This window comes from Corallococcus terminator, assembly GCF_003611635.1.
Classification (GTDB): Bacteria; Myxococcota; Myxococcia; order Myxococcales; family Myxococcaceae; genus Corallococcus; species Corallococcus terminator.
On the sequence record NZ_RAVZ01000336.1, the window covers coordinates 1 to 10,574 of the forward strand.

Consider the following 10,574-nt stretch of genomic DNA (forward strand, 5'->3'; position numbering starts at 1 on the left):
GCTGGTGCTCGCCGGGCGCGTGGCGCTGCTGCTGCACCGGGCCACCCCGCGCACGTCCACGGCCCCCCGGCCCGCGAACCCGGCGAACCTGGCGGGGCTGGGCATGGTGGGCGACAGCGAGGGCATCGTCCGGGTGCGCGAGGACGTGCTGCGCGTCGCCGACCTCCAGGTGCCCGTGCTGGTGCGAGGCGAGACGGGCACCGGCAAGGAGCTGGTGGCGCGGGCGCTCCACGAGCAGGGGCCCCGCCGCGGCGGCCCCTTCGTCAGCGTCAACCTGGGCGCCCTGTCGAAGGACCTCATCGCCGCGGAGCTGTTCGGGACGCTGCGGGGCGCGTTCACCGGCGCCACGCGCGACCGCGACGGCTTCTTCCGGGCGGCCCATGGCGGCACCCTCTTCCTGGACGAGGTGGCCGAGGCGCCCCCGGAGGTCCAGGCGGCGCTCTTGCGCGTGCTGGAGACGGGCGAGGTCTACCCCGTGGGCGGCCAGACGCCCGTGCGCGTCGACGTGCGGCTCGTCACCGCCACCGACGCGGACCTGGAGGCGCGCATCCACGACGGCCGCTTCAAGGCCCCGCTGCTGCACCGGCTGGCGGGCTTTGAAATCGTCGTGCCGCCCCTGCGCGAGCGCCGCGAGGACATCACGCCGCTGTTCCTCCACTTCGCCCGCCAGGAGCTGGAGTCCACCGGCGAGGCCGGGCGCCTGACGTCCGCGGACGCGCGCGCCGAACCGTGGCTCCCCGCGTCCCTCGCGGTGCGGCTGGCGCGCTCCGCGTGGCCCGGCAACGTGCGGCAGCTTCGCAACGTCGCCCGTCAGCTCGTCATCGGCAGCCGGGGCCTTCTCGGGCTGCGCGTGGACGCGCGGATGGAGCAGACGCTGGACACCGACGCGCTCCCCATCCCCGGCCAGCCCCTGGACGTGGGGCCATCGTCGTCCGCCACCGAGAACACCCCCGCGGGGCACCGCACGCCCGCGCGCCGCAAGCCGGCGGACGTGAGCGAGCAGGAGGTGCTGGAGGCCCTGCGCGCGTGCGCGTGGGACCTGAAGGCCACCGCGGACTGGCTGGGCATCCCGCGCTCTTCCGTGTACGTGCTCATCGACAAGAGTTCCCTGCTGCGCACCGCGCGGGATTTGAGCCCGGAGGAGATCACCCGCTGCTTCCACGAATGCGAAGGCGACCTGGACCGCATGGTGCAGAAGCTGGAGGTCTCCCGCCGCGCGCTCCAGCGCAGGGTGCGCGAGCTGGGCCTGGAAGGGACCTGAGCTGACACGTCAGCCGTGTTTCAATGTGTCATTGACGCGTCCGGGGCGCCTGGGTTCCCCGCCCCGCCAGTGATACTTCCGAGGGTGTACACACGAGCCCACACACTGGTACGGGCGCTGCATTGCCGTGAGGACCTATGGCCAACACCATCTATATCGACATCTCCACCACCCCCGTCACCTACACCCCTGGACCGGAGGTGAAACATGGTGACCACGTGATCTTCACGCTGGGCGCCGCCTCCGCCACCATCGCCAGCGCCACGGTGGCGTTCTCCCCGGTGAACCCCCTCACCACGTCCGGCCCGTACACGCTGGGAGGCCCCACCATGGCGACGGCGCCACTGACCGTCTCCGCCACGGCGCCGAAGGGCATCTATCCCTTCGAGGTCAACATCCCCGACGAAGCGAAGGACCGGAAGCTCGGACCGCTGGAGGATGACCGCAAGAACGGCGGCATCGACGTGACGAGCGACCCGCCGGAACTGTGACGTAAGCAGGTCGCGGGCCCCGTCAGGGCCCGCGTGCCTCGGCCGCGCGCTCCTGCACCGGAGCACGCGGTCTGGGTGCGAAGCCACGGCGAGTCCTCCTTCACTCGACCGCACGCGCTTGCACCGGGGCCCCCGGTCCGGAGCGAAGCCGCAGCAGTTCCTCCTTCACCTCGCGCGCCCGGACCCACCGGGGACGGGCCGCGACCACCGCGTCGGCCAGCTCCAGCCCGCGCGTGAGTCCCGCCGTTGCGTCCTGGCCTTCTCGCAGTCGCCACGCGGCCCACGCGCCGTGGAAGTCCGCCGCTGCCAGCCGGTACTCCAGCCTCGGGTCCCGCTTCAGGGCCTCTTCGAACGACTGCGCCGCGCGCTGGAAGTCGCCGTCCGCCGCGCCGTGGCCATGCGCCATCCAACGGGCCCGGACACCCTCTCCCTCCGCCAGGTAGCGCCACGCATTGCCCAGGCGGGGGTTGAGCTCACGCGCCCGGTTCAACGCCGTTGCGGCCCGCGCGAGGTCCGACGCCGGGTCTCGCCCCTGGGACAGCGCCCACGTCGCCTGATGCACCCACGCCTTGCCCAGGTTCGCCAGGAAGTCCGCGTCGTCCGGCAGCCGTTCGAGCGCGGCCGTGTAGTGCACCACCGCGGCGCGCAGCGTGGCCGTGGGATCCTGGCCCTTCGCGAGCTGGCCCTCGGCGCGAAAGACTTCCCACTCGCCCAGGTTGTTGAAGGCGAAGCCCTGCGTGGGCGCCAGCGTCCGCGCCTGTTCGAAGGACGCCCGCGCCTTGTCGAGCAGCGCCGCCGGGTCGCCGCCTTCCTCCGCCAGCAGCTCCCCCTGCCAGAACAACGCGGAGCCCAGGGCGTTGTGCAGCGCGGGTTGCTTCGCGTTGAGGCTCAAGCCCTGCCGGTACAGCGCGAGGGCCCGCTCCAGGTCCACGCTCACGTCCTCGCCCTTGAGGTAGTGGAAGCGCGCGAGCTGCTCGGCCACCTCCGCGCCGTTGAAGCACGCGCTGAAGTTGTCCGGATTGAGCGACAGGGCCCGGGTGAGCGCGTTGTTCGCCTTGCGCAGGTCCCCCACAGCGTCGGGCGCGCTCGCTGCGTTGGCGCGCTTGCGGTAGGCGACCCCCAGGTTGATCCACGTGTACGGCTCCTGCTCGCTCAGCCGCAGGGCCTCCTGGTACGCGTCGATGGCCTTCGCCTGGAAGGGCAGCGGATCCCCACCGCGCGCGTCTTCCGCGTCCGCCTGCCCCTGCCAGGTCAGGCCCAGGTTGGCGTGGAAGGCGTAGTCCCGGTCCTCGGGGCGCAGGCGCTCGAAGGAGGCGGTCGCCAGCCGCAGTTGTTCGCGCGGATCCACGCCGTGCAACTGCTGGTAGCGCGCCCACAGCCGGTGCGTCAGGGCCTGCTCCAGCGGGACGCGGGTGCTCGGCGGCGCCACGGATTCCGCGGTGCGCAGCGCCGCCAGCGACTTCTCCAGCAGCGCCTCCACGCCCTCTCCGCCCTGGTTCGTGCGCTGCTCCGCGAGCCGGCGGTGGAAGCGCGCCACCAGCACCAGCGCCCGCGCATGGTCCGGCGCGGCGACGAGCGCGTGCGACAGCGCCTTCAGCCCGCGCTCGTAATGCGGCAGCACGTTCCCCTCGGCGTACAGCTCCATCACCATCGCGGCCAGCTCCAGCCGCCCCAGCACCGCGTGCACCCCGGGCTGGCTCTCCGCGGTGGCGACGGCGGCGGCGTACGCCTCGCGGCTCAGCGCCAGGTCCGCCTGCGAGCCCGCGCGGTCGCCCCCGTTCCACCGCTGCATCGCGCGCGCGAGCAGGATGTCGCCGCGCAGGAGGGGCGCTTCGTAGAACCACGGCACCTGCATGCCGGGCGTGGCCAGCAGGGACAGGGCCTCGTCCGGACGGTCCTCATAGAAGGCGAACAGGGCCTTCACGAACTCGGGCGGCGCGGGGACATCCGGCCCTTCCGCCTGTCGCAGGTACGCGAGCGCGGGATCGCGGTAGCGCCGGGTCAGCTCCTTGCGGCGGGCCTCCCGCTGTTCGGGCGCGCGGCGCTCCACGTCCAGCAGCAGTTGGTCGCGGTAGAGGTGGCCCAGCACCTGCGCCAGCGCCCACGCCACGCGGGGCTCGCGGTAGCCGTTCGCCCACGCGGCCTCCAGCTTCTCGCGGGCCCCGTCCAGGTCGTCCAACGCGAACAGCGCGCGGCCCAGGGCGTACTCCCCGGTTCCATCCGCCCGAGCCCCCGCGCGCCGCACGTCGGCCTCCAGCGCGGTCATGCTCGCGCGCAGCGCCTGCCGGTCCTCGCGCGTGTCGTGCAGGCGCGACAGGGCGGAGTAGCGCACCGCGGACTCGATGCGCTCCACGCGTTCGGTGAAGGCGCGGGCCAGCCGTTCGCGCTCGGCCACTTCTCCGCGCACGAGCGCCGCCTGCCCCAGCGCCCCGGCCACCACCACCACCACGCCGGTGCCCAGCATCAGCGCCGCGCGGTGCTTGCGGACCTTCTTGCGCAGCCAGTAGCGCGCGCCCTGCCGGGCCCGCACCGGCTCCCCGGACAGGAAGCGCTGCAAATCGTCGATGAGCGAGCGCACGGAGTCGTAGCGGAGGGGCCGCTCCTTCTCCAGGCACTTGAGGACGATGGCCTCCAGGTCCTCCGGGATGTTCACGTCCAGGGAGCGCGGCGCGAGCGGCGCCTCCGTCTGGAGCCGCGTGAGCACCTCCGTCTCCGTCTCCCCGGTGAAGGGCGGCTGCCCGGTGAGCAGCGCGTACAGCGTGCCACCCAGGGCGTAGACGTCCGCGCGGCGGTCCAGGCGGTGGCCTTCACCCCGCGCCTGCTCGGGCGGCATGTAGTGGGGCGTGCCCAGCACCGCGTTGGCCTGATGGCCCTCCTCGCGCCAGTCGCGCGCCAGGCCGAAGTCCATCACGAAGGGGTTGAAGCCCCCGTCCTCCGTGCGCTCCACCAGGATGTTGCCGGGCTTCAGGTCGCGGTGGACCAGCCCCGCGCGGTGCGCCGCGTGCACGCCCTCCGCGGCGTGGGCCAGCACCAGCACCCGCTGCTCCAGCGTGAGCGTGTTGGAGAGGTGTCCCAGCGTCGGGCCCTCCACGTAGCGCATGGCGATGAAGGCCTGCCCCCGCACCTCGCCCACCTCGTAGACCTCGCACACGCGCTCGTGGCGCACGCGGGCCTGGGCCCGGGCCTCGGACAGGAAGCGGCGGGCCAGCTCCGGGTCCCCGTCGCGCACGAACTTGAGGGCCACGTTGCGGCGCAGGAGCGGGTCGTAGGCCAGGAACACCTGCCCCATGCCGCCCTGCCCCAGGAAGCGCACCGGCTCATACCGGTCCCACCCAGGCACTGGGAACGCGGGCGCCCCGTCCGCGTCCGTCGCCGCCGGAGGGGCGGTCGACAGCGTGGGGGCCTCCTGGATGGGGGCGCCACCCCGGTCCGTGCGCTCGCGGGCCAGGTCCTTGCGCAAGAGGTCCAGGGTGTTCTCCGTCAGCCGGCCCCGTTCCTTCAACAGCTCCAGGGGCCCGCGGTGCAGGCGGAGGGCGTCCTCGCGCAGGGCCGCCGCCTCCTCGGAGGACAGCAACCCTTCGTCCAGCGCGAGGAGGACCTCTTCCTCGTACAACTCCTGATGGCGGCCTGCCCCGTGCACGGACGGAGCATACGGGGAAGGCCAGACGATGCGGGAGCGCCGCCGGAAGGGCGCGGATGGAAGGGGGGCGAGGGGGCACCCCCCGAAGGGGACATCCGGCCCCCTTCCGGCGGCCTCCACGAACGCCTTCAAGGCTCCGGGGAAGCTCCAGGGAAGCTCCGGAGAGGCTCCAGGGAGCCTCCCCGAGACTCCGGGGACCTCAGGCGGCCGGGCGGCGCTGCCTGCGGCGCAGGCCGGGTAGTCCCATCAGGCCCAGCAGGGCGAGCCAGGAAGCGTCGGGCGCGGCGCTGCACCCGCCGCCCGCGAAGGCGCGCGTGTTCGTGACGGTCCAGGTGTGCTCCGCGGGCGAGGCGTCCACGTTGCCCGCGTCGTCCACCGCGCGCACCCGCAGGGTGTGGTCCCCGGGCGAGACGGAGTACCGGTCCCTGCACGGGATGAAGGCGCCACCGTCGAGGCTGCACTCGAACGTGATGCCCTCCTCGTCGGGGCCGTATTCGAAGTCCGCCGTCCGGTCGGAGGTGCTCGCGGGCGGGCCCTTCACGATGACGGTTTCGGGGGCCTGGGTGTCCACCTGGGTGTCCACGACGAAGGACACGGTGTTGGACACGGGGCTGGTGCCCCCCTTGGGCGTCTCGGCCGTGGCCGTCACGGAGTGCGGGCCGTCCGCCAGCGGGGTGGTGGGCACGCAGCTCCAGTTCCCGGTGGCATCGACGGTGGCGGTGCAGAGCACCGTTCCGCCTTCGCGCACCGTCACCTGGCTGCCGGGCTGGCCCGTGCCGGTGATGGCGGGGGTGGAGGTGCTCACGGTGGTGCCGGACACGGGGCCGGTGATGACGGGGGCCGCGGGCACGGGCTCCTGGACCTCTTCCACGGTGCACGTGGCCGAGCATCCGTCGGACGACGTCAGGTTGCCGTCGTCGCACGCCTCCGTCCCCTCCTTGATGCCGTTGCCGCACACGTTGGCGGCCGAGCACGTCTGGGACGTGGGGTTGCAGACCGCTTCACAGACATTGGAGGCGGTGCACGTCTGGCCAATCTCCAGCAGGCAGCGCGGCGAGCAGGTGTCGCCGCCCGTCAGGTTGCCGTCGTCGCACACCTCGGCACCGGCCCGGACGCCGTCACCGCACGTGGTGCCGCAGAGGCTGGGCGCGCCGTTGCACGCGTAGCCGGACTCCACGGCGCACGTGGAGGAGCAGCCGTCGCCCGACGTGGCATCGCCGTCGTCGCACTGCTCGCCGGCATTGATGACGCCATTGCCGCAGGTGTTGAAGCACACGTTGCCGGGCGCGGGGCAGCTCCAGCCCGCCTCCACCTGGCAGGACGCGTTGCAGCCGTCGTTCGCGGAGAAGTTGCCGTCGTCGCACACCTCGGTCCCCGCGGTGATGCCGTCACCGCACTGGGTGTTGCAGACGCTCGGAGTCCCCGAGCAGCTCCAACCCGGCTCGACGCGGCAGCCGTTCGAGCAGCCGTCACCGGACTGCGTCTCGGCGTCGTCGCACACTTCGCCCGTCTCCAACGCACCGTTGCCGCAGGTGAAGGCGCACACGGAGGGGCCCGCCGCCGGAGCGGTACAGGCATAGCCCCGCTCCACGCGGCATTCGGTGGAGCAGCCGTCGGACGACGTCAGGTTGCCGTCGTCGCACTGCTCACCGGGGTTCATGTTGCCATTGCCGCACGTCTGGGCGCAGGGCTGGCCCGGCGTGGCGCAGGCATAGCCCAGCTCCAGGGTGCAGGCATTGGAGCAGCCATCGCCCAGGGACGTGTTTCCGTCGTCGCACAGCTCACCAGCGTTCAGGAAGCCATTGCCGCACAGCGGGGCGCAGGCGGACGGTGCACCGGAGCAGGCGTAGCCTGTCTCGATGCGGCACGACGCGGAGCAACCATCCGAGCTGAACACGTTGCCGTCGTCGCACTGCTCACCGGCGTTGATGGCGCCATCACCGCAGGACGCCACGCAGGCGCTGCCCGGGGTGGGGCAGGCGTAGCCCGCTTCGACGCGGCAGCTCGCGTTGCAGCCATCGTTCGCGGTGGTGTTGCCGTCGTCGCACTGCTCGCCGGGGTTCAGGTTGCCGTTGCCGCACGTCTGGGCGCAGGAGCTGGGCGCTCCCGTGCAGCCGTAGCCGGGCTCGATGCCGCAGCTCGCGCTGCAACCGTCGCTGTTGGAGGTATTGCCGTCGTCGCACTCCTCGCGCAGGGAGATGGCGCCGTCGCCGCAGCGGTCGTCGTACGCGTCCACGAACAGGTAGCGGAAGGCGTTCGGAGGCGAGGCCGCGTTCTCGTTGCACAGCTCGATGCGGTTGACGCCCGCGTGCCAGGGCGCGCTGGTGCCGAACTCGCGGAAGATGTTCTTCTGCCACGGCTGGCCGGGGGGCTCGCTCACGGTGACAGGGGACACCGTCACGCCGTTCACCTTCCCGCTGGCGAACTGGTTGTCATTGAAGGTGGCCAGGCGCAGCCGGAACTGGGAGATGTTCGTCGTCGAGGGAACCAGGAAGTCCTGGTAGACGCACGTCTCCCCGCCCAGGGGCGCCATGAAGCGCGCGGACTGCATCTCCAGGGGCCAGTCGGAGGCGTTGCGCACGCCCGTGGTCGCGCCCGTGGCGGTGCCCGCGTAGAACCAGTGCGGATCCGCCACGATGCCTTCCAGGCGGCGGTTCTGGTTGTCCACGCCGGTGTTGAAGATGGCCACGCCCGCCTTCACGCAGCGGCTGGGGCTGCCCGCGCAGGCGAAGCCGGGCTCCACCTCGCACTGCCGGCTGCACCCGTCACCCTCGAAGCGGTTGCCGTCGTCGCAGATCTCCTGCGCGAAGGACGGGTACTGCTGGTTGTTGAAGACGCCGTTGCCACACAGGGACAAATCACACGTGGACGAACAGCCGTTGTTGCCGCCCACCGTGTCGCCGTCGTCGCACAGCTCGCCCGTGTTGGTGACGTTGTTGCCGCACAGGCTCAGCAGCGAACAGGCATTGCCGGGCACGTTGCACAGGTAGCCGGCCTCCACGGTGCCAGAGGCGGAACAGCCATCTCCGCTCACGGTGTTGCCGTCGTCACATTGCTCGCCGGGCTGGAGCCGGCCGTCGCCCACGAGCGCCGAGGACTGCTGGCTCGTGAGGACGGACTCGGGCGTGGAGGGCCGCGAGTCACCTGACTCACAGCCGATGAAGAGGAACAGGGCACTCAGGGTCGCGGCGGTGAAGCCCGCGCGCGCGACCGTGCGTGACGCCTGTCCCCGGAAGAGGGACTCCATGACGTTCATGAACATGAGAGGTCTGCCTTACTTCTGAAGAGGTTCCGGGGTGGAGGAGGAGGCCGGCGTCGTCTGCACGCCCTCGGCCTCTCCGACGAGCTTGAACTCGACGCGGCGGTTCTTCGCGCGGCCGTCCGCATTGGCGTTGTCCGCGATGGGCTGGTTGGGACCGAAGCCCTGGGCCTCCAGCCGTTCGCGCTGCACGCCCTTGCCCACGAGGTAGTCCACCACCGCTTCGGCACGCCGCTGGGACAGGTCCAGGTTGTACTCGGCCTTGCCCGTGTTGTCGGTGTGGCCTTCCACGCGGATCTTCGCGATCTCCGGGTGGGAGACGAGGATGGCGGCGACCTTGTCGAGCACCGCGTTGCTGCGCTTCTGGATGACGGCCTGGTTGTTCTCGAAGAAGACGGACTCCAGGATGCTGATGCGGCCCGAGTCGATGCGGGCGAGCGGCGCTTCCTTGCAGCCGCCGTTGGCCTCGGTGCCGGGCTCGTCCGGGCAGTTGTCCAGCCGGTCGACGACCTTGTCACCGTCGCGGTCGGGATCCACGTCCGGGCAGCCGTCCCGGTCCTTGTAGCCGTTGACGGTCTCCGGCTCGCGCGGGCAGGCGTCCTTCGAATCGACGAGGCCGTCACCGTCGGTGTCGGGGTCGTCCGGGCAGCCGTCCTCGTCCTGGAAGCCGTTCTTGTTCTCCGCCTGGGTGGGGCACTTGTCCGCCAGGTTCAGGATGCCGTCCTTGTCGTCGTCGCCGTCCGGGCAGCCCTGGAGCTCCGCGAGGCCCGGGGTGGTGGGGCAGCGGTCCTCGCGGTTCTTCACGCCGTCGCCATCCGCGTCCAGGTCGGGACACTCGGAGGCCACGTGGGGCTGGCCCGCGATACAGACGGGGCCGGCGGGCGCGGGAGGCGTGCCGAAGGAGACGCCCGCGAGCAGGCGGAAGCGCGGCGTGCCCGGCGTCTGGCCAAAGCCCGGGCCGCCCATGAAGTACACCTCGGTGCCGTCCGCGGTGGGGACGCGCAGGCCCAGGAGGACCTCCAGCGAGCTGGGCGAGTCCTGCACGGGCAGCGTGCCGCGCACGAGCACTTCCTCGCGCAGGCCGAAGAGGCCCGCGGACACGTTGACGCCGCCGTTCAGCTCCACGCCCATCTCGTCGCGCACGGGGGTCGCTTGCGGGGACAGGGCATACGTCTTGGTGCGCACGAGCGCGCCCACGTCGGCGCCCACGCGGAAGGTGTTCGCCAGCCGCTTGCCCAATCCCAGACGCGGGGAGAAGGTGAAGCCCTCGTCGCGCGTCAGGGCCGACTTGCTGCCCAGGGGCAGCGCCGCGCCCAGGTGCAGGCCGAGGTCGATGGGGCCGCCCCGGTCCTCGGAGAGGAAGCCGGCGCGGGCCTGGAGCCAGGGGGTGCCGAGCGCGAAGGTGGTCGGGCGGCTCACGCCCACCGCGCTCGTCTCCGGGCCCCATTGGGACACGATGGGCAGTTGGGCGCCCACTTCGAGCCAGTTCGTGAGGGCGTAGGCGCCGCTGATGTGCGCCGTCACGCGATTGGAGATGATGACGCTCTGCTCCTCGTCATTCTCCAGCAGGACGAGGGGCTTGTTCTCGTAGTGCGCGGTGAGCCCCACGCGGAACTGCCCGGCGGGGAGCAGGTCACCGGTGGACAGCACGAGGCTGTCGCGTGCGCCGGGGTTGAGCTGCAGGCGCTCCAATTCGATGCCCGGAATCGTGCTGCTCTGGGCCTGGGCGCTGAAAGCGCAGAGGACGGCCAGTCCTCCGAACCCAAGGTGATGCCTTCGTGCGAACAAAGCGTTCCTCCACATCGACTCACGGGCGTAGGGACGTCCGCGACCCATCGCGGGGCGAGGGGTGCCATGGCGGATGCACACCCGGGGCCAGCGGTGTCAAGAAGAGGACGTGAGGAATCGCGCGGGGATGGAGGG

5 protein-coding genes are annotated in these 10,574 nt (G+C 71.8%); 2 read left to right on the top strand and 3 right to left on the bottom strand.

Features of this window, described 5'->3' with window-relative positions; translation table 11 throughout:
- Both D7V88_RS33650 and D7V88_RS33655 read left to right on the top strand, forming a co-directional pair.
- Positions 1 to 1,261: sigma 54-interacting transcriptional regulator (locus tag D7V88_RS33650; protein WP_147448968.1), on the top strand; the 1,261-nt coding region annotated here is incomplete at its 5' end.
- Positions 1,262 to 1,398: 137 nt separating this feature from the next.
- Complete coding sequence (locus tag D7V88_RS33655) at positions 1,399 to 1,752, top strand: hypothetical protein (RefSeq protein WP_120544714.1); 354 nt, start codon at positions 1,399 to 1,401, stop codon at positions 1,750 to 1,752.
- Positions 1,753 to 1,852: 100 nt separating this feature from the next.
- Here D7V88_RS33655 and D7V88_RS33660 read toward each other — a convergent pair whose 3' ends face one another.
- The 3 genes from D7V88_RS33660 to D7V88_RS33670 form a co-directional block, all read right to left on the bottom strand.
- Positions 1,853 to 5,392, bottom strand: a complete 3,540-nt coding sequence (locus D7V88_RS33660; protein ID WP_120544717.1) for a serine/threonine-protein kinase — start codon at positions 5,390 to 5,392, stop codon at positions 1,853 to 1,855.
- Positions 5,393 to 5,591: 199 nt separating this feature from the next.
- Positions 5,592 to 8,654 carry a DUF4215 domain-containing protein gene (locus D7V88_RS33665; protein WP_120544715.1) on the bottom strand — a complete coding sequence of 1,021 codons (3,063 nt, stop codon included), beginning with the start codon at positions 8,652 to 8,654 and terminating at the stop codon, positions 5,592 to 5,594.
- 12 nt (positions 8,655 to 8,666) lie between these two features.
- Positions 8,667 to 10,454: an OmpA family protein gene (locus D7V88_RS33670; protein ID WP_208726630.1), complete on the bottom strand. Its 1,788-nt coding sequence runs from the start codon at positions 10,452 to 10,454 to the stop codon at positions 8,667 to 8,669.
- Between the last annotated feature and the right edge of the window lie 120 nt (positions 10,455 to 10,574).